Origin of the sequence: Photobacterium sp. 53610 (assembly GCF_036409375.1) — a bacterium.
Taxonomy (GTDB): domain Bacteria; phylum Pseudomonadota; class Gammaproteobacteria; order Enterobacterales; family Vibrionaceae; genus Photobacterium.
Map to the genome: position 1 here is coordinate 506127 of NZ_JAXOFS010000002.1, position 25556 is coordinate 531682.

Annotated in this window: 23 protein-coding genes; 10 read left to right on the forward strand and 13 right to left on the reverse strand. The window is 48.1% G+C overall.

Translation table 11 applies throughout. The features are described from left to right. Positions 1-20: 20 nt before the first annotated feature. Entirely contained in the window at positions 21-914 is an 894-nt protein-coding gene (locus SPK40_RS08895; protein WP_330960202.1) for a LysR family transcriptional regulator, read from the reverse strand. 140 nt (positions 915-1054) lie between these two features. Here SPK40_RS08895 and SPK40_RS08900 point away from each other — a divergent pair, with 140 nt between their 5' ends. Continuing rightward, on the forward strand, positions 1055-2410 hold the full coding sequence (locus SPK40_RS08900) for an MATE family efflux transporter (protein WP_330960203.1): 1356 nt from the start codon (positions 1055-1057) through the stop codon (positions 2408-2410). A 56-nt stretch (positions 2411-2466) separates the two neighbouring features. On the opposite strand, the gene SPK40_RS08905 is transcribed toward SPK40_RS08900, so the two are convergent. Then, complete coding sequence (locus tag SPK40_RS08905; protein WP_248142092.1) at positions 2467-3351, reverse strand: alpha/beta hydrolase; 885 nt, start codon at positions 3349-3351, stop codon at positions 2467-2469. Positions 3352-3541: 190 nt separating this feature from the next. On the opposite strand from SPK40_RS08905, the gene SPK40_RS08910 reads away from it, so the two are divergent. Continuing rightward, positions 3542-4474, forward strand: a complete 933-nt coding sequence (locus tag SPK40_RS08910) for a hypothetical protein (RefSeq protein WP_330960204.1) — start codon at positions 3542-3544, stop codon at positions 4472-4474. A 41-nt stretch (positions 4475-4515) separates the two neighbouring features. Here SPK40_RS08910 and SPK40_RS08915 read toward each other — a convergent pair whose 3' ends face one another. After that, positions 4516-4725 (reverse strand): hypothetical protein, encoded by a 210-nt coding sequence (locus SPK40_RS08915; protein ID WP_248142090.1) that lies wholly within the window; start codon positions 4723-4725, stop codon positions 4516-4518. A 349-nt stretch (positions 4726-5074) separates the two neighbouring features. Continuing rightward, a complete protein-coding gene (cspE, locus tag SPK40_RS08920; RefSeq protein ID WP_248142089.1) occupies positions 5075-5287 on the reverse strand; it encodes a transcription antiterminator/RNA stability regulator CspE in 213 nt (70 codons plus the stop codon). A 735-nt stretch (positions 5288-6022) separates the two neighbouring features. Here cspE and SPK40_RS08925 point away from each other — a divergent pair. The 3 genes from SPK40_RS08925 (at position 6023) to SPK40_RS08935 (ending at position 9933) form a co-directional block, all read left to right on the forward strand. After that, entirely contained in the window at positions 6023-7012 is a 990-nt protein-coding gene (locus SPK40_RS08925; RefSeq protein WP_330960205.1) for a LysR family transcriptional regulator, read from the forward strand. Positions 7013-7085: 73 nt separating this feature from the next. Beyond that, on the forward strand, positions 7086-8387 hold the full coding sequence (locus SPK40_RS08930) for a DASH family cryptochrome (protein WP_330960206.1): 1302 nt from the start codon (positions 7086-7088) through the stop codon (positions 8385-8387). After that, on the forward strand, positions 8374-9933 hold the full coding sequence (locus SPK40_RS08935) for a cryptochrome/photolyase family protein (protein WP_330960207.1): 1560 nt from the start codon (positions 8374-8376) through the stop codon (positions 9931-9933). Before SPK40_RS08930 ends, SPK40_RS08935 begins: the two co-directional genes overlap by 14 nt. On the opposite strand, the gene SPK40_RS08940 is transcribed toward SPK40_RS08935, so the two are convergent. Continuing rightward, on the reverse strand, positions 9924-10844 hold the full coding sequence (locus tag SPK40_RS08940; RefSeq protein ID WP_330960208.1) for a LysR substrate-binding domain-containing protein: 921 nt from the start codon (positions 10842-10844) through the stop codon (positions 9924-9926). The two genes, SPK40_RS08935 and SPK40_RS08940, sit on opposite strands and share 10 nt — an antisense overlap. Before the next feature lie 125 nt (positions 10845-10969). Between SPK40_RS08940 and SPK40_RS08945 the strand changes: the two genes are divergently transcribed. Further along, a complete protein-coding gene (locus SPK40_RS08945) occupies positions 10970-11914 on the forward strand; it encodes a DMT family transporter (RefSeq protein ID WP_248142084.1) in 945 nt (314 codons plus the stop codon). Positions 11915-11979: 65 nt separating this feature from the next. On the opposite strand, the gene SPK40_RS08950 is transcribed toward SPK40_RS08945, so the two are convergent. The 7 genes from SPK40_RS08950 to SPK40_RS08980 form a co-directional block, all read right to left on the reverse strand. Beyond that, positions 11980-12468, reverse strand: a complete 489-nt coding sequence (locus SPK40_RS08950) for a VOC family protein (RefSeq protein ID WP_330960209.1) — start codon at positions 12466-12468, stop codon at positions 11980-11982. A gap of 142 nt (positions 12469-12610) precedes the next feature. Next, positions 12611-13357 carry a metallophosphoesterase family protein gene (locus tag SPK40_RS08955; protein ID WP_330960210.1) on the reverse strand — a complete coding sequence of 249 codons (747 nt, stop codon included), beginning with the start codon at positions 13355-13357 and terminating at the stop codon, positions 12611-12613. Positions 13358-13619: 262 nt separating this feature from the next. Further along, on the reverse strand, positions 13620-14561 hold the full coding sequence (locus tag SPK40_RS08960) for a hypothetical protein (protein ID WP_330960211.1): 942 nt from the start codon (positions 14559-14561) through the stop codon (positions 13620-13622). Between the two features lie 545 nt (positions 14562-15106). Continuing rightward, the gene (locus SPK40_RS08965; protein WP_330960212.1) at positions 15107-15928 is read right to left on the reverse strand and encodes a hypothetical protein; all 822 of its coding nucleotides are present in this window, start codon (positions 15926-15928) and stop codon (positions 15107-15109) included. Between the two features lie 215 nt (positions 15929-16143). Beyond that, complete coding sequence (locus SPK40_RS08970; RefSeq protein WP_330960213.1) at positions 16144-16407, reverse strand: hypothetical protein; 264 nt, start codon at positions 16405-16407, stop codon at positions 16144-16146. Between the two features lie 916 nt (positions 16408-17323). Next, positions 17324-17983 (reverse strand): DsbA family oxidoreductase, encoded by a 660-nt coding sequence (locus SPK40_RS08975; protein WP_330960214.1) that lies wholly within the window; start codon positions 17981-17983, stop codon positions 17324-17326. 88 nt (positions 17984-18071) lie between these two features. Further along, entirely contained in the window at positions 18072-18425 is a 354-nt protein-coding gene (locus tag SPK40_RS08980; RefSeq protein ID WP_254589134.1) for a hypothetical protein, read from the reverse strand. A gap of 250 nt (positions 18426-18675) precedes the next feature. Here SPK40_RS08980 and murQ point away from each other — a divergent pair, with 250 nt between their 5' ends. Next, positions 18676-19590, forward strand: a complete 915-nt coding sequence (gene murQ, locus SPK40_RS08985) for an N-acetylmuramic acid 6-phosphate etherase (RefSeq protein ID WP_330960215.1) — start codon at positions 18676-18678, stop codon at positions 19588-19590. An 89-nt stretch (positions 19591-19679) separates the two neighbouring features. Here the strand turns inward: murQ and SPK40_RS08990 are convergent, their stop codons facing one another. Further along, positions 19680-20582 (reverse strand): AraC family transcriptional regulator, encoded by a 903-nt coding sequence (locus tag SPK40_RS08990; RefSeq protein ID WP_330960216.1) that lies wholly within the window; start codon positions 20580-20582, stop codon positions 19680-19682. Positions 20583-20751: 169 nt separating this feature from the next. Here SPK40_RS08990 and SPK40_RS08995 point away from each other — a divergent pair, with 169 nt between their 5' ends. The 3 genes from SPK40_RS08995 to SPK40_RS09005 all read left to right on the forward strand — a co-directional run bounded on the left by SPK40_RS08995 (position 20752) and on the right by SPK40_RS09005 (position 25526). Further along, the gene (locus tag SPK40_RS08995; protein WP_330960370.1) at positions 20752-21903 is read left to right on the forward strand and encodes an iron-containing alcohol dehydrogenase; all 1152 of its coding nucleotides are present in this window, start codon (positions 20752-20754) and stop codon (positions 21901-21903) included. A 260-nt stretch (positions 21904-22163) separates the two neighbouring features. Further along, a complete protein-coding gene (locus SPK40_RS09000; protein WP_330960217.1) occupies positions 22164-22952 on the forward strand; it encodes a TetR/AcrR family transcriptional regulator in 789 nt (262 codons plus the stop codon). Between the two features lie 219 nt (positions 22953-23171). After that, complete coding sequence (locus SPK40_RS09005; protein ID WP_330960218.1) at positions 23172-25526, forward strand: efflux RND transporter permease subunit; 2355 nt, start codon at positions 23172-23174, stop codon at positions 25524-25526. Positions 25527-25556: the final 30 nt, after the last annotated feature.

The following is a 25556-nucleotide window of genomic DNA, read 5'->3' on the forward strand; positions in this document are numbered from 1 at the left end:
ATATTTCCGACACCAGCCATTCAGGCTTCTTTTTCCTCAGTAAACAGTTGCTGTGATTCTGCCAGTAACCATTCCAGTACAGCGTTCCATGCCGTATCTCGCCGCTTAATCGCAGACAAGATGAAATCCTGCTGGTAGGGCAGATTTTCCGTCGACAGCGTTTTCACTTCATACCATTCAGCTGTCGCAACATGCTCCGGCACAAAAGCCCAGCCAATCCCCTGCATGGCCAGAGACGATATCAGGTAGAAACTGTCAACATGCCAGTAACTGGGCGAGATCGGTTTGCCAAGTGCCTGCCCCAGCCGGTCACGGATCACGAGCTGGCGATATTCAATCAGCTGGCTTTCCGTCGGAGCCGGAACAGCTGCCAGCGGGTGATTCTCAGACACAATCAGCGCCTGTCCGGTGCGGGCAATCGCATAGCGTTCCAGGGAATCCGGCAGAACGTGGTCCTGCAGAACAAAACCAATGTCCGCTTTTTCCTCATCGATCCAACTGGCGATATCTTCCTGTGAACCGTTCAGCAAGGTGACACTCAGGTGCGGAAATCTGTCAGCCAACCGGGCATACAGCATCTCAAAGTTTTCAATCGGCACGGCTTCATCCATGGCAATGGCAAGTTGTACAGGGTTGGCCGATACAACCGATAAAGCCCGCGACTGAAGGCGCTGGCACTGAGTTAATACCGAAACGGCATCATTCAGGACTTCCCGGCCATCTTCAGTGAGCACAGGGAATTTACCGGAACGGTCGAAAAGTAAGAAGCCCAAATCAGCTTCCAGATTTGCAATGGCGGTACTGACCCGTGACTGCGCTTTGCCCAGCTGTCGTGCCGTGGCTGTGAATGATCCGCATCGGGCTGCGGTCACAAAGGCTTCCAGCTGGTCCAGATTCCAGGTAATACGTGACATAAACCCTCTTGCGTCATCCATTTATCCTTCTCTCTCAAACTGATTATCCATCCGAAAAACGGATAGTAACCAACTTCGTTCCATCCTGATTCTGACAGAGAATGCACGGCAACACCAAGATGCTTCGCAGAGAGAATACAATGGAAGCTATGCAACAAACCGAGTCCATCGGCAGGATTTTCTGCCGGTTCACTATTCCGGCTGTCATGGCGATGCTTGTCAACGGCCTTTACCAGATTGTGGACGGAATATTTGTCGGACATTACCTGGGGCAGGATGGCCTGACCGCAATAAACATCGCCTGGCCGGTGATCAGCATTTTTATCGGTACCGGCCTCATGATCGGAATGGGAGCCGGCAGTCTGATTTCAAATTACCGGGGAATGCGTGACACAACACAAGCAAGAGCGGCACTGGGAAATGCGATATTGCTTGTGGTTCTGACCGGACTGGCGGTATCCGCACTGCTGCAAGTCGTTGGCTCGCAATTACTGGTACTGCAGGGTGCGGCTGACCAGGCAGGCGAATTCGCCACCAGCTACTTACAAGTGTTCACCGGATGTTCAGTCTTGGCCGTGGGCGCCAGCGCCGCTCCTTTTCTGGTCAGAAATGATGATTCGCCGAAGTTTGCCACCAGCCTCATGGTCTTCGGAGCCCTCATGAATACGGTGTTGGACTATTTTTTCATCGGTAAACTGGGCTGGGGACTGAGAGGCGCTGCTGTCGCAACGGTCATGGCACAGGGAACAGTAGCGCTGCTGGCCTTGAGCTATTTCCTGAGCCGGTATTCGGCGCTGGGGTTGTCTTTCAGAGCATTTCAGATAAACCGGCGCAAACTTCTTGAGATTTTGACGCTGGGTTCATCCTGTCTTGTGATGTATCTCTATACCGGGATGATGGTGGCTCTGCATAACCGGCTGTTCATGGAATATGGTTCTGCGACCAGTGTGGCCGCATATGCCATTGTCGGCTACCTGATGACACTGTACTACCTGCTGGCAGAGGGGATCTCCGAAGGCATGCAGCCACCGGTCAGTTACTTTCATGGCGAAAGAGCACATCATAAAGTCCGTCAGACGGTTTGGCTGGCCTGCAAAGTCACAACAGTCATTGGTATCAGCTGGATCGCGTTGCTGAACCTGTATCCGCAAGCCGTGATTGGCTGGTTCAACGGGGACAATACATCGCTGATCAGTGAAGCACACAAGGGGATCCGGTTACACCTGTTCAGCCTGTTTCTGGATGGTCTGATCGTCATCAGCACCGTGTATTTTATGTCGGTTGGCCGCGGCGGGATGGCTTTCGCGATTTCGCTCGGAAATATGCTGGTACAGTTGCCGTTTCTCTGGCTGTTACCCAAATGGCTGGGTCTGGAAGGTGTCTGGCTGGCGATGCCGCTGTCCAATATTGTTCTGGCCGTTTTTGCACTGGGTGCAATGTGGAAATCACTGTCCCGCGCCTCAGATCAGCAGCATCTTGCGTCCGCCATCCCCTGATACCTACGGTTTCGGGCAACTTTCAGCTTGCCCGTTCGATTTCCGGAAATTGTCGTCTACTGAACTGAAGCCAGTGTGTCAGGCTCGCAAGCCTGCGCCTGAGCACTGAGCTTCGGCCAGTGATCCAGCAGACACACCAGATGATCGCGCCAGATTTCATCATCCCATACAGCAATATGCCCCTGCTCCTGAGATAACCAGAGTTGTTTCGGTTCATGCGCCATTTGATACAGGGTTTTGGCATGACTGGCACTGATCACCGGATCGTTTTCACTGTGCACAATTAACACAGGTACATGCTGGATACGTGCCATTGAACGCTCCGGGGCATAGGTGTCCGTAATAAACCAGCTCAGCGGATATTGAAACAGATAGGTCAGCCAGAAACTGCCCAGTTTTTCCCGCACAATTTTCTGATGAGAACTGAAAGCACTGTCAATTATCAGCCCCTGAGGACGTTTATCCTCTGGCAGGTCGGCGACCATATTGACGGCAATGGATGCACCAAGACTCTGCCCCCATACAATGACAGGACTGTTGTCCTGACGCTCATTCAGTAACGCCTGATAACCCGCCAGCGCATCCTGCTGAACCGACGCAAAATCAGGATCACCAGCAGTTCGTCCATAACCGCGGTAATCAATGATTACCACTTCCCAGCCTTTGTCGACCAGCCAGAACACATTGGCAACGTGATAGCTCAGGTTCTGTGCATTCCCGTGGAGGAAATAAATTGTCCCTCTTTTTTTGCCCTTCACCGGGAGCCGCCAGGCATGGATTAAGGTGCCGTCTTCTGCGGTGAAAAACCGATCTTCTTTTGTAAATTTCAGCACTTCCGGAGAAGGAACGAATTGCCTGGAAGGCCAGAAAAATAAACTTTCACAGCCAGCAATGCCCATCATCACGAGCACACAGAAAAGTACAGTGATCAATTTTTTCATGGGCACTACCTTTCATAGAGTGTTATCTGAAAGTGTAGATGCCATTCAATCCCTGACAAGCGTTGCCCGGCCATCTTGACCGGAACACACTGAAAAACCGGGTGCTAAGCTTACTCCAATCCTTTGTATTCGATTGACATGGGTCCGGGCCTCCACGCCAGATGATTCAATCTATTTCAGGGCAAGCCGAGTGAAAAAAGACCATCACGATCGACGGAAATATCATTTCAGTCTGGCTGTTCTCATATTGCTTGGCATCACCATCGCTGGTCATGCCAAAGCAGCACCACCGAAGATTAACGTGCAGGTCAATTACGTTTACACCACCCAATTCGGATTCGGGCAGTATTCTATCGGCGGGCTGGATGCGGAAGTTTACTCACTGCCACTGACGTTTTCCTTTGATGATGTCTTTCAGAACGCCACGTTAGACTTGTTCATCCCCGTCACCTACGGACGCTACCGGTTCAGAACCAACGGTGACTTTCAGGGCAACTTGGTCTCGGCCAGTGCAGACAGCGAAAGTCTGGCAGTACAACCCATGCTGATGCTGAAAATTCCGCTGAGTGAAACCTTCCAGATTTCGCCGCTGATTGCCTGGGGGCCGGGCAAAAACTTCGGGGCTGATGGTCAAATCATTGTGGATGGTGAAAAATACGCTGTCGATCTGAATGAGGCATGGTTTTATACCTATCAGCTCGGCGTTTCTGGCTTATTCCGTCATCATTCAGGTGGTTATGAGTTGCTTTACGGTATGGCGTTTATCTGGGCTGGGAATGGCAATTTGGGGAAAGGGAATCGCAATCAATCTGAAGCCTATGGGACCCTTTACACTGGCGCAGAAGTCCGTCATCCGATCCGTGCGCATCTTGGCAACATTCCGCTGAATGCAGGCGTTTTCGTCATTTATCACAACTTCACGCCGAGCCTGAAGTTTACACGCCCGGGACGGGGAAATTTAAGCGTGCAACAGATCATGGAACTCGGTGTTTCTCTGGGGAGTACTGCTTCAGGCAATCTGCCCTATGTGGGGGACTTTCTTGATGACTTTCGTATCGGTTTGAGTTACCAGACGAACCAGAACTTTCACGGTATACGCTTGAACTTTGGTTTTCCGTTTTGACTCAGATCTACAGACGTCCTGTATTCCGGGTCTGTTGACCATCAGACGCAGACACTAAAGCGCCCGATGATCTCATTCTCGCTGTTCAGAATATTTCCGGTATTCGAATTTTCACAGTAAGAAAAATCCAGCTCCCGGTGTGCCATCTTCCCTTTCACCTGCACATGGCGGCGCAGCGCATCACCGGTCAGCTGATGAAGGTGTGAATTCCAGGACACGGCGTCTTCATAAAGCATAAAATTAACAATCACTGAATTGAGGTCCTCTTGTTTGAAAGTTTATTTGAATCATGTTTTGAACGAGTTTGCTGAAACCAGAAACGGTGTCGGCCTGATGAACGAGACATCATATCTCCTTATCTTTTCTTTAATGGCGGCAAAAAATACGGCGTAATAAAGTTCGGGGGTATTTTGAGCGCTGAATCAATTGTGAATAAATATATTGGAAGCGAATGACACGAATGTGACAAAGCAGATCAGAGCGAAGTATGTAAAAACGGGAACGAAAGGCGTACAGGGTGGTGTCAGGCTGAAAGGCGTGGGAGTAAATTAAGCGGTTGAGTATCGGCGCAAAAGATAACCCTTTGCGCCGACAGCAAAATTACAGCGCGACTACGTTCGCAGCTTGAGGGCCTTTCTGACCTTGCTCTACGTCAAAAGATACTTTTTGACCTTCAGCCAGAGTCTTGAAGCCTTCAGAAACGATTGCACGGAAGTGAACGAATACGTCTGCACCGCCGTTGTCCTGAGTAATGAAACCGAAACCTTTCTCTTCGTTAAACCACTTTACCAGACCAGTTGATTTGTTAGACATGTTATGTCCCCTTTAATTAAATGAATTCAAAATATGGATCGCAATGATGCGATGCGCTGAAGATCTGAATTATTGAATGTCACAATGAAGCTAAGGGAAACACTAAGATTAACAACGGTAACGAAGAAATACTGAGGTTTAACTTTGACTTGAAGTTGCATTACTAAATTTGAGCGACAGAGCAAGACGAATCATACGCGAGTGGCCCCCTTTGTAAAGCTTTATTTTAGACACCACTGAAAATAACCAGCAAAAATACAGTTCAGAATATAAATCATGGTGTACTTATTTCATATAAATGATAATTATCAATCATATAGATGAGAATGCACTGGCCCATCTTCCTTGAACACGTACGGTTCAACCATCGCTTCTTCACTGGCTTTTCATCGCAAGCACCCTGTTTTTTCTCAGTCACTGAATACCAAATATACAAACAAACGCTGCCTGTAAACGGCCAGTGCGCTTATCTGTCACAATTTTCTGGCACATTTTCATGGCGTACTCACCTGTCACACTCACCGCCCAGACACGAAAGTACGCCACCAGCCATCACAGAACGAGACAAAACACATGACTGGCAATGATGATATGCGGAACCCTGTGCAACGCAGAACGGGTACCAAGATTCACTGAAATTACCTATAGTTATGTCAGTAAAGCCTGTACCAATTGAGCCAGGCGTCAAAAATAATTCATAAAAACGGATTGATTGACAGATAAATAGCGATGAGCATGGATAAGTCATTTGCGCTGCTGCATTACTTTCAGGCTGTTGCCGAGTACAACAGTTTTTCACGGGCTGCCAACAAGCTGAATCTAGCTCAGTCGACTCTCCGCGCCCAAGTAAAACTGCTGGAAAATCAGCTGGGTTGTCCGCTGTTTATCCATGAAAACAAACACCATTTCCGGCTCAGCCGGGAAGGTGTCCAGCTGCTGGCAGAGTGCCAGACCCGTCTGAACGGACTTCGCAACGGTATGCTGTCGCTGAGCCAGACGGAAAACCTTTCCGGCCCGGTTTATCTGGCCTGCTCTGCCGCATTAGGTCATCAGGTCGTCCTGCCGGTGATAAACCAACTGATGGAAACCTACCCGCGACTGGTCATCAATCTGGTTGAACCCAGCCGGGACAAGGCGTTCATTGATGATGAACTGGATATTGCCCTGATTTTTGACCGGCCGGATCCGGCCTGCTATTCCCTGCGTGTGGCCGATATTGAGAAGATGATTGTTGCCAGTCGGGGCTATCTGGCACGATACGGCACACCAAACTCACTGGCCGATCTGGCACATCACCGCTTGCTGATCCAATCACAGGGAAAAATGGACTGGCCGAATATCTTTGCTCAGCAAAGTAAATTTCAGTTGCCGGAGCGAAGCCAGTACTTCGATAACAACCTGACGAAACTGCACGCCGCTCAGCGAGGAATGGGGATTGCGGTGTTGCCCAGTTATCTCTGTGCCGCGGCCACAGAACTGCTCCCTGTTTTACGCCACGATGCCATGCGTCTCAGCGAATCGCTGTACATTATGTGCCACAAGAAAAGGGCCCGTCAGCCTGGCATGGTCGAATTGATCGTGGATCTTGCTGACCAGCTCAGGCAGTCACTTTACGAGACAAGCCTGCCGTCAGATTACTATCTGAACGGCCATGTAGACACTCAGACACAGGTGCAGCAAACCCATGATCTGCCAGTCATTGAGCCACATCCTTTCGCAGAGTAATTGAACGGGTGATCTTGGTTTACCTGAATCCCGGCCTACACTTGTGGTACATGCTTATTGGTAAAGGCCAGTCATGACCACGGGACTTTTTGTATTCAGCTACGATCTGCGCCTGCATGATAATCCGGCGTTACAACGGATCTCCGAGCAGGTGGACAACCTGCTGTGCCTTTACTGTCTGCCCCGCCAGACCAAGGACAGTTTTCCGGATCATATCAGCCAGTGGGGGGAGCATCGCCGGGAATTTCTGCTGGCGTCGCTGGCCGATCTCAATGCTCAGCTCGCTGAACAGCACCAGCATCAGTTTTTGATGATTCGTGACACGCCTTTAGAAGACACGATTGACAATTTGATTGACCAGTATCCGATCACCATCATCGGTCGAAGTGAACAGGCCGGTTACTACGAAAACTGCAGCTGGGCCTACATTGAGTCGCAATATCCGGAAATCACTTTTCTAACAGAGCCTACGCACACGCTGTTTACCCGGAAATTACTGCCATTTCCCCTGAGTGAACTTCCGGTCAGCTTCACTCAGTTTCGTCTGATGGTGGAAAATGGCGACTGTCGCCCTGAAGCCGATACCGAGCTGCTCCTGCCACCGCCACCGTCTTTACCTGAAGGAGCACCGTTACATCCGGTCAACTTGACGCTTCCCCGAACGTCTTTGTACACAAGCTATACAGACAGCCACCAGTTTATTGGCGGAGAAACTGCTGCACTGGTACATATGAAGCAGTATTTTTCCGGCGATTTACCGGCCCGTTACAAAGACACACGAAACGCCCTGGACGGCTGGGAAAACTCCACGAAATTCTCTCCCTGGCTGGCGCTGGGTTGTCTGTCTCCGGTGACTGTGCTGAGATCACTGGCTGAATACCACCAGACAGTCATCCAAAATGAATCGACCGAATGGATCGCTTTCGAGCTGTTATGGCGGGAGTATTTTCAATGGTATGCCCATGCCTACCAGCAGAAACTGTTCTATTACCACGGCATCCGGCAAAAAGGACCGGAAAACCGGCATCACGAAAACCGCTTTCAGCAATGGTGTAAAGGCGAAACCGGTTATCCCATTGTCGATGCCTGTATGCGCCAGCTGAATCATACCGGCTATATGTCAAACCGCGGACGCCAGCTGGTCGCCAGTTGTTTCGTCCATGAACTCGCCCTCGACTGGCGTTACGGTGCCGCCTACTTTGAGCAGCAGTTGATTGATTACGATGTTGCGTCAAACTGGGGCAACTGGCAGTACCTGGCCGGTGTGGGTGCAGACCCCCGTGGCTGGCGTTATTTCGACTTGCAAAAGCAAACAGATCTCTATGATCCTGAACGGAAATTCATCCGCCACTGGCTGAACAATGGAAAAACCTGAATACAAGACTTTACGGCTGATCCTGGGCGACCAGCTGAATGCCGCACACTCGTGGTTTCATGCCAAAGAACAGAGTACGTTGTACCTGATCGCCGAACTGCATCAGGAAGCGACCTACACCAAACATCATGTGCAGAAAATTTGTGCCTTTTTCTCAGCAATGAACGCTTTCGCAGACGCGCTGCGCACAGCCGGTTTTCAGGTCTGCCACCTGACACTGGATGACACAAAAAACGATCCTTCCCTGCCGGACTTACTGATACGGCTGATCAAAGAACACCGGATTGAACGTTTTGAATACCAACGACCGGATGAATACCGGCTCTTGACTCAGCTCAGAAGCCTGCAGTTACCCGATAATGTGACTTGTTACGAAGCCGACACCGAGCACTTTTTGCTGCCGTTTGATGAAATATCTCAGCAATTCGCCAAAGGTCAACATGTGCTGATGGAACACTTTTACCGCATGATGCGAAAGCGTTTCACGGTACTGATGGATGGCGACAAGCCCGAGGGCGGCAAGTGGAATTATGACAAAGAGAACCGGCAGAAACTGTCAAAAACAGATCTTTCAGCGATACCTGAACCGCTGATATTTACGAATCCGGTCGGCGATATCCTGAAACGGCTTGAAACCCATCAGATTCCGCATTTTGGTCAGGCCACAGAATCCCTGCTCTGGCCGGTGACCCGAAACCAGGCCCGCCAGCTACTGGACTATTTCTGTCAGCACCAGCTGATTCACTTCGGACAGTTTCAGGATGCCATGACCTGTCAATCCGCCCACCAGTGGAGCCTCTACCACTCCCGGCTGTCCTTTGCGCTCAACGCCAAAATGCTGCACCCGATGCAAGTCATTCAATCCGCACTGAATCGCTACGATGAGGCAAAAGGCGACATTACCCTGGCTCAGGTCGAAGGGTTTATTCGCCAGATCCTGGGGTGGAGAGAATATGTCCGGGGAATTTACTGGGCGAACATGCCTGACTATGGCACTCTGAATACCCGCTCAGCCGAACGTGAACTGCCGGATTTCTTCTGGACCGGCGAGACAGGCATGGCCTGCCTGAAAGCTGCGATTCAACAGTCCTTGAAATATGCATATGCTCACCACATTCAGCGCCTGATGGTCACCGGGAATTTCTGTCTGCTGACGGAGATGCATCCCGATCAGGTGGATGCCTGGTACCTCGGCATCTATATTGACGCAATCGAATGGGTCGAAATGCCTAACACCAGAGGCATGTCCCAGTTTGCAGATGACGGCATTATCGCAACCAAACCTTATGCGGCAAGCGGGAATTACATCAACAAGATGAGCGATTACTGCCAGTCCTGTCGTTATGACGTCAAACAGAAAACCGGTGACGATGCCTGTCCGCTGAACAGTCTTTACTGGCGTTTTATGGACAAACATCAGCGCACACTGGCGGTCCATCCGCGGATCGGGATGATTTACCGAAGCTGGGATAATCAGACTGACGCTGCACGCCAGGCAGTGCTCGACAAAGCCGAATACTGCCTGACTCATCTGGATCAGCTCTGACTGCCCCTTCTGTCCAGTTCGTCACATTGCTGCTTCAGCCAGCGCCCTAAAGTCACAATGGCGCTCTGTTTCGCCCTTGATTTCTTATAAACAAAATAGAAACTGTCGCCTGTCGGCAGTTCATGCATGGGAATCCGGACAAAGAGCTGCTGCCGGTCCAGATCATTCATCAGATAATCATTCAGGAAGGTGATCCCCTGATCATACCGGGCTGCTTCTGCCGCCAGTAACATATGGCTGAATAACTGAAATCTGGCCGACTCCGGCAGCTCAAAGCCACCCAGCTTACACCAGCGATGCCAGTCCTCACCATGTCTGGCATTTTTGAATATAGATCGAGTTGTCAGTAACGGATGATCCCAAAGTGCCTCCGGCAACGGCTTATCCCGCATTTGTTGCCACAGCTTGTGGCTGCAGACCGGATACAACTGTTCGTGATACAGCAGTTCAGAAACAAAATTGCTGCGTTTTGGCGGAGAAACCGTAATGAAGCAGTCGGCCAGTTCGTCGCTGAAATTCGGATCATTACTGACCATATTGAGCGTCAGTTCAATTTCCGGATGCAACTGACGCAGATTTTCCAGTCTCGGGATCAGCCACTTCACCGCCAGAGAGCTGTAAAGTGCCAGACGGATTTTGCCGCTTTCACCCTCCCGAATCTGCTGGCTGGCTTCTGCAATATCACTCAAAGCATGACTAATCTGTTCATAGTAACGTTCACCCACGGGTGTCAGAGATAACTGCCGCCCCTGACGCTGAAACAACTCCTCACCCAGATAATCTTCCAGTAAACGCACCTGATGACTGACCGCACTCTGCGTCACGCTCAGAAACTCAGCAGCCCGCGAGAAACTGTTCAGGCGGGCTACCGCTTCAAAATAATGGACAGCACGTAAGGGCGGCAACTTCATTATCTAAAAAACTCATACCAAAATAATTTATATCATTATACTTCATCACTTGGGCTGGTTTATGCTTTGGATCACAGTTTCCTGTCGCTTCGACACTCACTCTCAAAACAAAAAAGGAGCAGCGTATGCCTCAAATGTCTGTTGGCTTAGCCATGATTCTGCTGGTTGTCGGCAACCTGATTGCGGTCTGCTCCGATGCAATGATCAAATCCCTGGGTGATGACACAGCCATTTTTCAGTTCGTCTTTTTTCGTCAACTGACCTCAGTTGCAATTCTGGCTCCGTTTTGTATCGGTACCAAAAAAGCGGACTTCTTTGAAGGCTTTAAATGGCATGCACTGCGCGGTCATATCTGGCTGCTGGGTATGGTGTTTATGGTAATTTCGATTACCAGTCTGCCTTTAGCAACGGCAAATGCCATCTTCTATGCTGCGCCGCTGATCATGCTGCCTTTGGCAATGATGTTGTTCCAGGAAAAACTGTCCAAATACACTGTTGGTGTCGCGGTAATCGGTTTTCTCGGCGTGCTCGTGATTATCCGTCCGACCGAAATCAACTGGGCTGCGATCGCAGCACTGGTTGTGGCCTTCACGCTGGCCTGGAACAACCTGCTGGTTCGCAAGCTGCCGAAACATCAGACTGTCGCGCAGACTCTGCTGCTGACCAATCTGGCTGGTATGCCCGCTGCGCTGGCATTAGCACTGTGGGAAGGTCAACCATGGGACTGGTCGCCGCTGTTGACCGCGGCCGGTTCAAGCACATTTATCATGATTTATGCCGGTGCCTGTGTGTTAGCCTACCGTTCTGCAGAATCGAACAAAATTGCCAGCGCAGAATACAGCGGCCTGATTGGTGCTGTGATTATCGGCATGCTGTGGTTTGACGAAGTGCCGGATATGCCCATGATTCTCGGAACCCTGATGATCATCATGCCACTGGTCTGGCTAGCACAGAAAGAAAAGCGTGCGAAGAAAAAAGCGGCCGCTGGCACTCAAACAGATGCCAGGGTTGCAGAAAGCATGGCATCTGAAGACTTGGTTACAGAAACCATCGAAGAAACCAAAGCCTGATTCCCTTTGTTCAGCGGCAAAGTCGTCACTCCTGTCGGCCTTGCCGCTTTTTTTCAATACGATCTTCACTCGCCATGAAAAGCGCGTTCCAAAGCTTTAACATCCAGCTTCGTCATCGTCAGAAAACACTGAGTCAGACGGGCCAGCTTTTCCGGATCCCCGCTGCGCATCATTTCGTTCATCACTTTTGGCACCACCTGCCAGGATAAACCAAACTTATCCTTCAGCCAGCCACATTGCCCTGCTTCACCACCATCTGCAGATAAGGCAGACCAATATCGGTCCACTTCTTCCTGATCATCACACGAAATAACTAAAGAGATGGATTCATTGAAAGTAAACATTGGCCCGGCACTGATTGCCATAAATGGCTGGCCGAACAGCTCAAAATTCACAATATCAACCGTACCTGAAGGTGTGTCATGAATCTGACTGATATGAATGACGCACGAGTTCTCAAATGTTTGCGTATAAAATTTTGCCGCTTCAATTGCCGCTTGATCAAACCAGAGATGAGGAACAATTTTCGCTGAGCTGACTGATAGCGCTGCCATCTTCGCCTCCGGAAATTCAGACATGCCTGTGTGATTTTTTGATACAGGCCAAGTGTAGTCGAAGATCGCGGATTCAATCCGAAAGTGACGTTTCCGACACCAGGTGTCTGCTATGGCTCAGTCCTGAACTTTGGTGTTTCGTTCAGCATCTGCCCGTTTTCAGATAATGCGCCCAGTCTTCACGGCCATTAGATTTCGCGGCCTGAACCGCACTTTGCACATCATAATCGACCCGATGAAATGAGATATCCCACTGCCCCTGAATCCCCTCTTCAATCAGCACATATGAAGCCTGCGGCGTGTAATTCTGCATTGCATGCGGTAGCGGCCATTCATCCTGATAAGCCTGTAAACCCACGCTGCCGGGATTCACAACCGTCTGCCCGCTGGACAAACGTACATTGCGGGGCAAATGTGTGTGCCCGCACAGAATGATCGGGGCATGAACCTCATTAAGACATGCCAGAATCTCAGCATCCCTTTTGACCTGCGGATGCCCTGAATTGACGTCTTCCAGCAGATACATTAAATCATTGTCCGGTGTTCCATGGCAGGCGTAGATGTCATCTGTTATCAGCACATCAGAAGGCAGTTGCCGCATCCATTGCAGGGGAGCGTCACCCAGGTCTTCAAGAATAAACTGCAGCGTTGGGTTTAAGGCGACCTCGTCTTTGGTTGACTGATATATCTGTCTGTCCTGATTGCCGGAAATGGTCAGCGCATTCAGGGTCTGCAAGCGCTCATAAGTCGCACGAGGTGCGATCGGGCCGTACAGAATATCTCCCAGATTGACCAGACGTGTTGCTCCCTTCCAGATAGCATCTTCAACAACCGCATCCAGTGCAAAAACGTTGCTGTGAATATCTGACAATATCGCGTATTTTTCCATGCCGCGCCCCTTACATTTCAGTCCATGTTCCGGTTTCAGCCATTACGTCACTCACCCAGCAGGCATCAGCCTCTTCAAACAAGATGCTTAGTGAATGCCACTTTGAACGTAGTAGAAAACGCCGCCAAAAAGCGCAGCCAGTATCACAAGAGTGGTCAAAAACTTCAGCGCGAATCCTTTCATTTTCATATCCTTTCCGTTTCACCAAGCATCAGATTATTTTACCGGATTCACCTTGCCCGAACAGAGAGGCACCCGACAATTAACGTCGTTTCACTGATAAAGCAACCCGCTGAATTTCATCCGATATTTTGGCCAGCGCTTCCGTTGAGCCCGTTGCAATCAGACGCCAGTACTGCCCGCTCTGATCAAACCCCGTATATTGAATGATGGTTCGGTCGTTATTCACCGCCTCGATTCGGTAACCTTTGAGCCCGGCGAAGGTCGTATGCTTTGTGGAAATCACAACGGCTTTCTCATAGCCGGCAACACTGTTTAGCAATTGCTCTGAAAATAAATCCGGTGAACGAATAGACGAAGCCACCAGCGAGTGCCCCATCGTGATCAGTGGTTTTTTACCGGTTTTATCGACACCGTCAAAAGTGGTCAGCACCAAAGATGAACCGGCCAGCACATCGGTCAGTTGAAATGGCGGTACGGCATCCAGTGTAAATGCTAACTGCTCTGCTTTTTCCCGGACTGTGACGGCGTTGCCGATAGATACTGAAGCAATCGAAGCGCCAAGCTTGTCTTCAGTGATACTGTCTGCCGGAATGATGTTGTAAGTCAGCATCACGCTGGAGTCTCCTGGAAACAAAGCCAGGTATTTACCAACGTCTGTCCCTTGTATCTTCTGAACACCAACCAAAACTGGCCGGCTCACGTTTCCCTGCTTCACTTGCAACAAGCGCGTCACTTCAATTCCCCGTTCAGCCAGGGCTCTTTTCGCCAGTTCCAGATTTGAAAAAACAGGACTGAGCTGGACATATGCAGCTTTGGGCAATTCTGCAATCAGAATACTGGAATTGGTTTTCGGTTCTGCAAACCCTGAAAATTGCTTCGCAACGACAAATCCATCCGGTGGACTCATAGTGACAGACGTTCCGGGGACATGAACAGACACAGGAGCTGCACTCACAGTTGCCGAACCAATCAACGAGACAATGCTGATCACAATGGCTACAGGCCAGGTAAGTTTCTTCAAGGGAATCATCCTTCAGGTGTTAAATACAGACTGACTTATCAATTTTCGGATGATTCTAAAGGCTGCATCATGACAAAGCCTGAACAGGCGGTCGTTTATTGCTTCATGTTTTTGAACAATGGGAAATCGGCAAACTAAGTTGAGTGATCCAGAACGTATGACCCCAAATGTCGCTTCGGTTTTATTTTTTAAGAAAAGCTTATCTATTCTACCGTAGCGTAAATTTTACACTGACACAATTTACAATCAAAACACCATTACAGCTTGTCATTATGCCAAAAGCTATTATCTGGCATGACTTCACAGATTTCATTAATATAATCAGAGAGTAAACTGGACATTTCATTCCATGGCAACTTATCGCCACATGATCTAGATTATATTCAGTGCTATGAGCTATCTCGCTTAGAACACTTGATAGACAAAATTAATCAAAATATAAAATTTAACTCATTCATTACAACAGTCGCGAGAAATGAATAGATTGAAAGCACTCTAATCGAGTGCTTTAGTACAATAACAACAAATTCGTAAAAAAGTAAAACTCATTTAACCAAGAATGGTATCTCATTCCTTACATAATCAATCAGTTTTTTATACTTATCTGTACGTGTATCAATCAAGTAATCATTGATATAAATCATTTTATCTGACATGCAATTATCCAATATTTTCTTTACTTCATCGAAATTCGAATCATCACAAATCAGGTCAAATCGAAAGTGTATATCAAAGCATTTATTCGATGAAAAAAAGTTATTCTCATCAAATATTTTAACAACAAAGATTGACTCCCAAGGCAAAGATTTTTCCACCGGTTCTTTTTCTCTGAACACAGTAGCCATTGAAAAAACACCTAATGCCCCAGCGCCAGCACCGGCAAAAACCATTGGCCCCATGATCAAAAATAATCCGATCACAGTTGGAATTGCGAGAAAAAGAAACACTCTGAGCGTTCCTTGACGAATTTTTTTACCTCTTCGGTAAGAACGGACATAAATTCCAGTCTCTGTTATTCGATGATGGTATCTCTCTGGATAACAAGCCAGTAACATTGAAATTAAAAGTATGGATAACATTACTGCACCCACGACTAGCCCAGTTCCTTTTAAATATTCATCTCCCAGGAATTCAATCGCTGAAGAAATCGAAATAGAAACTAAAAAGAAAAATAGACAACCACCTCTTAACCCTTTTTCCCATCTATCTTTCTTCCATTCGAATAATGGTTTTTCATTCTTTATAATATTACAGTATGACTTCATAAATGCAGCTAAACGTTCAGCATCTGTTGTAAACTTTGTATCATTTACAATCGAGTCACGAATTTTTTGATATTGTTGAAGATTCCGATCATTATTGTTCATGATTTTTCTCTAAATGGAACACTCATCGATTCACAAGAAAAGGATGAGTGTTCAAGAGGAATAAATAGCTACAAATCAATATGATTATATTCAGGCATATAAAATGGTAGCTCTTTTTCAAGAGTGATTTTAGCTTTTTTACATACATCAGACCTATAATCATAGCCTGTGTCCGTAAAATAAGCATCTTCACGAATATGTTTAATAATTAACTTTTAGATATTTTCATAGTCATTCTTGTTAGTTCTTACCTCGTAATTATTTAAATCAATTCGGTAATCATCGCCCCAAAAACCACTATTATTCTTTGCCACTACGATTAACAAAACATGCCATGGAAAGTACACTTCAGATACACGATTTTCTTTCGCGACAATTGTGATAAATGAAAGAAATCCTAATGCGACCGCTCCTGCACCTGCAAAGGCCATAAATCTAATGGTCATCATCGCATATAGTACAGCAAATGCACCAAGCACCAAGCACCAAGCACCAAATAGAGGGCCAAGATTACTTTCCTGGCCTTCTTGCCTTTTTTGTATTTCAAAACATAGAATCCACTTTTCGTGAACTTATGTTTGTAACAGATTGGATGAAACATCAGTAATATTGGAGAAAAAATCATGAATCCTAACAAAGTTAGGCTCGTCATAATCATATCACTGACATAAAAATATACAAATACATTGATTAATATGTAAAAAAACAGAAAGAAGGCAGATTCAAACTTTAAATATTTTGGGTAAAACTTTATATCCCATTCAGCTACTCCTTCCTCAGAAGCAATAATATTTTGATACTTTTCCTTAAACGTAGTCAATCGTTCATCATCACTTTTATAGCTCCGATCAGCTATGATGTCTTTTCTGATCTGGTGATATTCACTTTGTGTACAAGTCATATGATTTACACTCAAATCTCTGACAAATAATCTCAGTCAAATACAATGCCACCTGGATTCACTCATTATGACATTGATGGAATAACCAACAAATTTGTTTGATATCATTTCATGGCTTTTCAGTAAAACACTTCAAAAAGGTATTTTTGAGTGAATATTATCTATTATACCGTTTTAGTGTCAGCTTAATCATTCTACTCTTTTCTCATTTCATCGTTCCTCAAATAGACAATCGATGTAAATGTTCCTGAAAAATCAAAAACATCGACGACCATTCGAATGTATAAAAACGATTTTATCCTAAAACCATCATCGAAATTTAACTGAATTCATAGGCGATTTATCGGAACACCCTGTCAGATTATCTTATTTTTTGATATTTGATCGCAGTCACAGAATACAAGACATGAACACCCAATCGATGTTCATGCCTGATTTTGGGGAAATAGGAAACCAACAGTGAGGCCAAACTTCACGTGGCGGTTCCAGCCGGATTATTCAGCCGCTTCGCTCAGTAAAGTATCAATGATTTGTCTGAAGGTCCCCGTTTCCTGAGCACCGGAAACCAGATATTTTTCATTGAAGACAAATGCCGGTACCGCAGACACACCTTGTTCAACCCACGTCTGCTCTTCGGATCTCACGGCTTCTGCGAATTGATTATTTTTCAGAACCAACTCAGCTTCATCACGATCCAGCCCGGCTTTATCGACTGCTTCCAGTAAAACATCCAGCGCGTTCGGATTTTCCTGTTCTGTGAAATACGCTTCAAACAACGCCAGCTTCAGTTCAGTCTGACGACCATAAGTCGCTGACCAGTGTAAAAGCTGATGTGCTTTGAACGTATTATAAATGCGGGATAACGGGGTGAAATGAAAGCGAATACCACACGCCTCACCCAAAGCAATGATTCGCGCACGGTTCTCTTCACTTTCTTCCGGGGTAATCTGATATTTCTGCGCGAGATGCTCACTGAGAAGCTGTCCATCCGCGGGCATCCCCGGATTCAGCTCAAACGGGTGCCAGCGTAACGTGCAATTTACCTTATCCTGATAAGAATCAAGTGCTTGTTTCAGCCGCTGATAACCAATATAGCACCAGGGGCAAACAACATCGGATACGATATCTATTGTGAGTGTAGTATTTGTCGACATGGGCGTCGTCCCTTTATGTAGGTGGGCTGATCGTGATGACCGAAAGGTTAGAAATCAACCCAAAATCCCCGAAAATGAGATCTGACGGCTAAGGTTCTGACAAAGCCGATGTATCCCAGTAAACATAAATTGACTCGTTATTTAACTCAAAAATAAGCCCTTTCTGTCCTAAATCATTCCTTTGCCGGACAGGCTGGTCAAAGCCATCTCTGTATAAACCAGGCGCATTATGTGCCGGATGAAAGTCATAATTCACCCCGTCGCTTCTTTTGATACTGATATAGCCATGATATTGAGACAGTACGCAAAGATATCGGCCCTCTGGCAGTTTTGCTCCTTTCGGATAAATATCGCAACGTGCGTCGATAATATCGGCATCAGCCTGAGCACTCAGCATCATCAGCACTCCTGCGATAAACGCAACTGAAATCAGCCTGAACATCTTTTCCTCCGCGACCCGCCTGATTTCACGAAGTTGTGACTGATATGAGTGTAGCACCATACTCAGGCATTCATGCTGCTACAGGCGATATCGGCTTCCTGTGCCTTGGCAAGGCTTCACCTCTGAGTGAGGTTTGAATTCAAAGTGCCTGATACTGACATGTGTGTTCACCCGAAAAACGATTGAAAACAGTGAACAGAAATCAGAGATCCCATATGATGACACCAGATAACGAAGTGAAGGCATTGCCATGAAAATTGATTTAAACGCCATGATCACTGAAAGTCGCAATCCTGCCAGCCAGGCGATTGATACCCTCTCAACGCTCGACATGCTGAAAGTGATTAACGATGAAGACAAGAAAGTGGCACTGGCCGTCGAGCAGACTTTGCCCCGGATCGCTGAAGCCGTAGATGCCATTGCCCGTGCCTTTCAGCAAGGCGGCCGGTTGATTTACGCGGGTGCCGGCACATCTGGTCGCTTAGGGATTCTGGATGCCAGTGAGTGCCCCCCAACTTACGGCAGTGATCCGTCTCAGGTTGTCGGTCTGATTGCCGGCGGACAGGAAGCGGTTTTCCGTGCCGTCGAAAACGCCGAAGATAATCAGACACTGGGTGAAGACGATCTGAAAAACCTGAATTTTTGCGACAAGGACGTTTTGATTGGTATCGCTGCCAGTGGTCGCACACCTTATGTCATTGGCGCAATGACATATGCGAAATCTGTTGGTGCAACCGTTGGATCGATCAGCTGTAACCCTGACAGCACGATGTCACAACTGGCCGATATCGCGATGACACCGGTTGTTGGACCGGAAGTTGTGACGGGCTCTTCCCGCATGAAGGCCGGAACCGCGCAAAAACTGATTTTGAATATGCTGACCACAGGCGCGATGATTCGGACCGGTAAAGTTTACGGAAATCTGATGGTGGATGTGGAAGCAACCAACGCCAAGCTGATCGAACGCCAGAAAAACATCGTCACCGCGGCAACAGGCGCAAGCCGGGAAGACGCTGAAGCCGCTCTGACGGCTTGCGGCGGCCACTGCAAAACGGCAATCGTGATGCTGCTGACAGGTTCAACTGCCGATAAGGCCCGTCAATTACTCGATAACAATCAGGGCTTTACCAGGAAAGCCATTCAGCAGGTTTCCTCACAGAACTAAACCAGCTATTGATCACCCGCCTCAGCTTGGACTCACAACAAACGCACCTGTCAATCTGGTGCGTTTTTTCACAGCCTCACAGGCACAGGTCAGACTCTTTCTTCCCCCTGGAGCCCGATCTTACTCGGCGGCAACCCGAAATAACGCTTAAATTCCCGGCTGAACTGAGCCGGACTTTCATATCCCACACGACTGGCTGCAACACTGGCCGTCAGACCGTCCTGCACCATGAGCTGCTTCGCATTGTTCAGCCGGATTTTTTTGATGTACTGCAAAGGCGGATCCGTCACCACCTGCTTAAATGCACGATGAAAAGCTGAAATGCTCATGCCCGCCATGTCAGCAAGATCATCAATAGCCAGTTTATCCGCATAGTGCGACTGCACATGTTCTATCACCCCGGAAACTCGCGCCAGTGCACTGTCCTGCTTCACATACTGCGCCAGAAGCGCACGTTGCTCTCCCTGTAACAGCCGGTAAAAGAACTCCCGTAACAATTGCGGGCCCAGCATCCGTGCGTCCAGCGGATTGTGCAATATCCCCAGCAAACGCTGCATACAGTTGTCGATTTGAGGCGTGATCGGAGAAGCGGCAACACCTTTGTGCTGAACATCTGACGAAAAATAATCTGCCCCAAGTTCGGCTTCCATCTCATCAACCAGTTGACGAATCACGCTGTGCTCGAATCCGATATCAATGCCGATTAACGGTGCTTCCTCAGAGGCAAAAGTCTCACAGGCGATCGGATATGGTGCTGAGACAATCAGGCAATGCCGGGTATCATACTCAAAACGATAGTCGTTCAGATGGCCGATCTTATTGCCCTGAAAGATCACCACAACCCCTTGCTGGTACATCTGTGGTGTCACATGGTGATATTGAGTGATTTTAAACAGACTGACGCCATTTAATGCTGTACCAACCTTACCTTGCTTAGATTTTAAACCAAGTTGCTTACACAGCGATGACGCCAGTTCCAGCGATCTATTCATGACCTTTCCTCTTTTCATCATGATGACGCAGACAAACTGAATCACCAAGCCTTGAAAAGTGTAAAGCAGGATCAGGCAAGAATTAAGCAGAATTGTGTATTACTGATGACAAGGATGTCACCTACACTTGCCCTCACATTCAATCTTCAAGCTAACCTGGAGCGCAATGATGAATCCATTCAGCTATCACAATCCCACCCGTATTCATTTTGGTGAAGGACAGATTGCTAAAGTCGGGACAGAAATCCCGAAAGACAGCAAGGTCCTCGTCCTGTACGGTGGCGGCTCGATCAAAAAGAACGGCGTCTATGATCAGGTTTCTCAGGCACTTGAAGGTCATCAGTGGGATGAGTTTGCCGGTATAGAGGCAAACCCGCAGTACGACACACTGATGGCAGCCGTAAACAAAATTCAAACTGAAGGTTTTGATTATCTGCTGGCTGTTGGCGGAGGATCTGTCATCGACGGCACCAAGTTTATTGCCGCAGCCGCTCGCTTTGAGGGCGCAAATCCCTGGGATATCCTGGCAAAGTATGCCCCGGTTAAAGATGCCCTGCCGATTGGCTGCATTCTGACCCTGCCAGCAACCGGCTCAGAAAGTAATAAAGGTGCCGTGGTTTCACGCGGCAAGGATAAGTTGAGCTTCATGACCGCCAAAGTCCAGCCGGCTTTTGCTGTACTGGATCCTGCCACAACCCTGAGTCTTTCTCCGCGCCAGGTCAGCAATGGCGTCGTCGATGCTTTCGTCCATGTGATGGAGCAATACCTGACCTTCCCGGTTGATGCAAAAGTACAGGACAGATTTGCGGAAGGTCTCCTGCTGACTTTGATTGAAGAAGGCCCGAAAGCACTAGCATCGCCAGAAGATATGACAGTACGAGCCAATATCATGTGGTCAGCGACTCAGGCACTGAACGGCCTGATTGGTGTTGGTGTTCCTCAGGACTGGACAACTCATATGATTGGCCATGAGCTGACCGGGAACTATGGGATTGATCACGCGCGGACACTGAGCATCGTGCTGCCAGCAGTCATGAAAGAACAGCGTCAGGAAAAAGAAGCGAAGTTACTGCAATATGCTGAGCGTATCTTCGGGCTGACGGAAGGCAGTGTTGATGAGCGCATTGAAACAGCCATTGCCAACACGGAATCTTTCTTCCGTGACATGCAAGTCCCAACCCGCTTGAACGATGTCGATCTGGGTGAAGAAGACATTCTGGTGCTGGTCAACAGTCTTGAAAAACATGGTATGACCGCCCTGGGCGAACACGGAAAAATCAGTATTTCCGATAGTGAAGCGATTCTGCGTACTGCGCTGTAAGCTTTGAATCTGTTGTATCACCTGTCCAAGCCGCTTTCACAAGCGGCTTTTTTCTTACTGACTGCTCCGACCATAACTGTTTTCGTTCAAGATCACACTTGAGGTATTGATCTCTGTGCATAAGCCGCTATTATGACGATTAGTCAGATTTGACCAATCGTCATTTTTTGAAGTGATTTATCCTTCAGGGAATCGTGTTAAACTTATGAGACAGGAGTTGCAATGTATCCACGCAACTGACAAGCAAAAAGTCGGAAGTTATGTTCGGGTTTAACTGTAATAAAGATAGATGTGCCCTCTTCTCTGGAGAGCGTGTACCAAAAACCAAAAAACAGCAGGCGATTGCTGATCGCGATCAGGAATTGATCATGCTTGCCAAAGATCTGGTGAACAAAGAAGGCTTTGCGAACCTGACGATGGACAAGCTGGCAGCAATCAGCCCTTATTCTAAAGGTACGGTGTATAACCACTTCTGCAGTAAAGAAGATGTCATCGTTGCCTTGTGTACTCACGCCATTAAAGCTGAGATGTTGCTGTTTAACAGAGTCTTGGGTATGGAAGGCAGCAGCCGGGAAATACTGATGGCTGTGCATGTGGCTTATCATATCTTTGCCCGGCTCGAACCCGTTTTGTCGACCTGCCTGCTCACGGCTAAAACCCCTTGGGTAATTGATAAAGCCTCAGGCGCTCGCGTGGAAATATTGAACCAGCTCGAAGAGCAAATGATTGATAGTGCGGATGCAATCGTGAATCACGCACTGGAAGAAGGCAACCTGATGATGTCTGCCGCTGTCAGTACCGATGCCGTCGTTTTTGCCAATTGGTCACTTGCTCTGGGTTCCAATGCATTGATTATGAATGCAACCAACAGCCGTTGTATTCACCGTCTGCAGGATCCTTTCACAGTTCTCAACAACGTAAACATGTTGCTTGATGGGATGGACTGGAAACCTTTATCCAGTGAAAAGGACTACAAACGATTGTGGAAACACATTGAGCAGACCTTTTTTGCTGAAGAGATCTCACTTCTGTCACAACTTGGTCGTTGAGTTACCCGTTTAACCCGCATCACGCGGGTTAATTTCACACCATAGTTGACGATTGGTCATAAAAAGAGTTTACTCCCTGAGATGCATATCAATTGGGGTGAAACGTTCCTGACATAAAACACAGTTTTTAATGTCTGTGAGCGAATTAGGATGTCAGCCAGTTTTCGAACTGGTTTTTAAACACCAACTTTTGACGAAACGTCACTTATGGAGCGTGTGATGAAAGACAGTATATCCAGACTGCCAGTCAAGCGAGCTTACCTCGTTACGATGGCAGTGATTGCCCTGCTGATTGCAGCAACGATCGGGGCCAAAAACCTTTACTTCCGTGGTGATTACAGCATCTTTTTTGATGGTGATAACCCTCAGCTACAAGCATTCAATACCATTCAGGACACCTTCAGTAAAACAGACAATATCAGCTTTGTCATAGCCCCGCGAGACAGGCATGTGTTTACCCCGGAAACCTTGATTCTGCTGAGAAATCTGACAAACGACAGCTGGCAGATCCCTTTTTCAAGCCGCGTAGATTCGCTGGCCAATTTCCAGCATACAGAAGCCGTTGAAGATGACCTGCTGGTAGAAGATCTGCTCCTCGAAGACTATCCATTGGATCAGGCTCGGGTGAATAAAGTGAAAACAATCGCCTTGCAAGAGCCTCTTCTGCGGGATGCACTGATCTCCGCCAAAGGAGATGTTGCAGTCGTAAATGTGACTTTGCAAATGCCAAAAGTTGACGAAACGGCAGAAATTACCAAAGTCACCAATTTCTCTCAGGCATTGCTGGATAAATATCGCGCCGAATACCCGGATGTCGATTTCTACCAAGCTGGCATTGTTGCCATGAACCGGACGTTCATGGACATGGCCCAACAAGACAGCAGTACACTGGTACCTGCGATGGTCTTGATCGTCCTCGTTTTCCTGACCCTGATGTTGAGAACATTCACAGCCGTGCTGGCCACACTGATTGTGATTATCGGCTCAGTGACCGCAACCATGGGTATCTCGGGCTGGGCGGGGATGTTCCTCAGTACCGCCACCGTCAATGTCCCGACGTTAGTGCTCACCCTGGCTGTCGCCGACTGTGTTCATGTGATCGCAACCATGCGTCAGGGCATGCAGCGCGGCATGCGGAAACAAGATGCGATTCACTACAGCATTACGCTGAACGCCATACCGGTTCTCATCACTTCAGCGACGACCGCGATCGGTTTTCTGATGATGAACGCTTCAGATTCGCCGATTCTGCGTGACTTGGGCAATCTGTCAGCACTGGGCATTATGATCGCCTGCTTCCTTTCCGTCAGCCTGCTGCCTGCTTTACTGACGATTCTGCCAATGCGTGCACCGGCGATCCAGCCTGAAGGTCAGTCCGGCTGGACCAATAAACTTGGAAACCTGGTTGTTCAGCACCGTAAAATCATTCTGCCGCTGTCGATCGTCGTCCTCGCCGGCTCATCGCTGCTTTTGCCCCGCAATGTCGTGAATGACGAGCCAGTGAAATACTTTGGCACCAACAGTGAATTCCGTCAGGCTGCCGACTTCATGGCAGACAACATCAGCGGGATGACTTCCGTCAGCATTGCAATTCACTCCGGACAACCACAGGGGATTGCCGATCCTTCATTTCTGAAAATTCTGCGTGATTTTACTGACTGGTTACGCATCCAGCCGGAGACCGATCATGTTGCCAGCCTGAGTGATGTCTTCAAGCGCCTCAACAAGAACATGCACGGAGATGACAGCCACTGGTACCGACTGCCTGAAGACAGAGCACTGGCTGCCCAATATCTGCTGCTATATGAAATGTCACTGCCGTACGGACTTGACCTGAACAACCAGCTGAATGTCGACAAGTCTTCCGTCAAGCTGACCCTGACGACCAAGAATATCGGCAGTAAAGAACTGGTTGCGATGGAAGCCAGAATTTATGACTGGTTTGCCGGCAATGCGCCGGGTTATCGGGTCACCGCTTCAAGTCCGAACCTAATGTTCGCTCACATTGGTGAGACCAACATGGCCAGTATGCTCGGGACACTCCCGGTCACCCTGGTCCTGATTTCTGCGCTGATGATTTTTGCGCTCCGTTCATTGCGACTGGGCGTGATCAGTCTGATCCCGAACATTGCCCCTGCTGCGATTGGCTTCGGCATCTGGTCGTTGTGGTCCGGAGAAATCAATCTGGGTCTGTCTGTGGTGGTCACTATGACGCTGGGTATTGTCGTCGACGACGCCGTACATTTCCTCAGCAAGTACCAGATTGCCCGGAAAGAAGGCCGAAATGCAGAAGAAGCCGTCCGTTACGCTTTCAACACGGTGGGCCGCGCTTTATGGATTACGACTGTCGTTCTGGTGGCTGGTTTCATGGTGCTCGCCAGTTCAAGTTTCCGTCTGAACAGCGACCTCGGTCAGCTGAGCGCATTGATCATCTTTATTGCGCTTGTTGTGGACTTCCTGATGCTGCCAACCATGCTCATGCTGTTTGACCGCAAACCCGTATCGCAAGGTGATGCCGAAACTGCCTCACCCGACAACAAGTTAACAAATACAAATCATCCAATTACCCAATAAAAATTGATTCGAGACGAAGGAGAACGTGAT

Excerpts from the sequence above, each read along its gene's own strand:
- SPK40_RS08950 (WP_330960209.1), bottom strand. The coding sequence starts at position 12,468 with ATGGCAGCGCTATCAGTCAGCTCAGCGAAAATTGTTCCTCATCTCTGG.
- SPK40_RS08975 (WP_330960214.1), bottom strand. The coding sequence starts at position 17,983 with ATGTCGACAAATACTACACTCACAATAGATATCGTATCCGATGTTGTT.
- SPK40_RS08895 (WP_330960202.1), bottom strand. The coding sequence starts at position 914 with ATGTCACGTATTACCTGGAATCTGGACCAGCTGGAAGCCTTTGTGACC.
- SPK40_RS08935 (WP_330960207.1), top strand. The coding sequence starts at position 8,374 with ATGGAAAAACCTGAATACAAGACTTTACGGCTGATCCTGGGCGACCAG.
- SPK40_RS08945 (WP_248142084.1), top strand. The coding sequence starts at position 10,970 with ATGCCTCAAATGTCTGTTGGCTTAGCCATGATTCTGCTGGTTGTCGGC.
- SPK40_RS08995 (WP_330960370.1), top strand. The coding sequence starts at position 20,752 with ATGAATCCATTCAGCTATCACAATCCCACCCGTATTCATTTTGGTGAA.
- cspE (WP_248142089.1), bottom strand. The coding sequence starts at position 5,287 with ATGTCTAACAAATCAACTGGTCTGGTAAAGTGGTTTAACGAAGAGAAA.
- SPK40_RS08940 (WP_330960208.1), bottom strand. The coding sequence starts at position 10,844 with ATGAAGTTGCCGCCCTTACGTGCTGTCCATTATTTTGAAGCGGTAGCC.
- murQ (WP_330960215.1), top strand. The coding sequence starts at position 18,676 with ATGAAAATTGATTTAAACGCCATGATCACTGAAAGTCGCAATCCTGCC.
- SPK40_RS08900 (WP_330960203.1), top strand. The coding sequence starts at position 1,055 with ATGGAAGCTATGCAACAAACCGAGTCCATCGGCAGGATTTTCTGCCGG.
- SPK40_RS08955 (WP_330960210.1), bottom strand. The coding sequence starts at position 13,357 with ATGGAAAAATACGCGATATTGTCAGATATTCACAGCAACGTTTTTGCA.
- SPK40_RS08905 (WP_248142092.1), bottom strand. The coding sequence starts at position 3,351 with ATGAAAAAATTGATCACTGTACTTTTCTGTGTGCTCGTGATGATGGGC.
- SPK40_RS08980 (WP_254589134.1), bottom strand. The coding sequence starts at position 18,425 with ATGTTCAGGCTGATTTCAGTTGCGTTTATCGCAGGAGTGCTGATGATG.
- SPK40_RS09005 (WP_330960218.1), top strand. The coding sequence starts at position 23,172 with ATGAAAGACAGTATATCCAGACTGCCAGTCAAGCGAGCTTACCTCGTT.
- SPK40_RS08925 (WP_330960205.1), top strand. The coding sequence starts at position 6,023 with ATGGATAAGTCATTTGCGCTGCTGCATTACTTTCAGGCTGTTGCCGAG.
- SPK40_RS08965 (WP_330960212.1), bottom strand. The coding sequence starts at position 15,928 with ATGAACAATAATGATCGGAATCTTCAACAATATCAAAAAATTCGTGAC.
- SPK40_RS08930 (WP_330960206.1), top strand. The coding sequence starts at position 7,086 with ATGACCACGGGACTTTTTGTATTCAGCTACGATCTGCGCCTGCATGAT.
- SPK40_RS09000 (WP_330960217.1), top strand. The coding sequence starts at position 22,164 with ATGTTCGGGTTTAACTGTAATAAAGATAGATGTGCCCTCTTCTCTGGA.
- SPK40_RS08990 (WP_330960216.1), bottom strand. The coding sequence starts at position 20,582 with ATGAATAGATCGCTGGAACTGGCGTCATCGCTGTGTAAGCAACTTGGT.